The organism is Bacillus sp. LR--39 (genome assembly GCF_053613335.1).
Genome location: NZ_JBSIOT010001564.1, coordinates 1 through 523, shown reverse-complemented (window position 1 = coordinate 523; position 523 = coordinate 1). Strand labels below are relative to the sequence as shown.

General features: G+C 47.6%; 1 protein-coding gene. It reads left to right on the top strand.

Annotated elements, in window-relative coordinates:
* Nucleotides 1-65: 65 nt before the first annotated feature.
* A partial coding sequence (gene narJ / locus ACWHAR_RS31815; RefSeq protein ID WP_452089019.1) for a nitrate reductase molybdenum cofactor assembly chaperone occupies nt 66-523 on the top strand: 458 nt, incomplete at its 3' end.

Sequence of the window (523 nt, the reverse complement as noted above, 5' to 3'; positions counted from 1 at the left end):
TGGCTTATCATTTTCAGGCGGCCCCGGCTCCTGTTTCTAACTTTTGATAAATGAGGTGTAACAAGATGAACACCACAGACCGGCAAATGACGTTCTCCGCTCTTTCCACTCTTCTCTCTTATCCGGATGAAGAGTGGAGAGCCGAGATTCCCGATTGGAAGGCTCTTATCCATGAAATCAGCAACCGGCAAATCCGGGAGAAGCTGCTGCACTTTTTCGAAGCGTCAGCCAGCTTTTCACCGGAAGCGCTGATTGAACACTATGTCTATACATTCGACTTTGGGAAAAAAACAAATATGTATGTCACCTACTTTAACTCGGGCGAGCAAAGGGAACGCGGCGTTGAATTGCTGCATTTAAAAAACACATACGAGCAATCCGGTTTCCTGCCGACAGAGAAAGAGCTGCCTGATTATCTGCCGCTGATGCTGGAATTTGCTGCGGCTGCAGAAATTGAAGCAGCGAGAAGCGTGTTTGAGAAATATCTGTCCAATGTGAGGGAGCTGACATCCCGTCTCGAAAA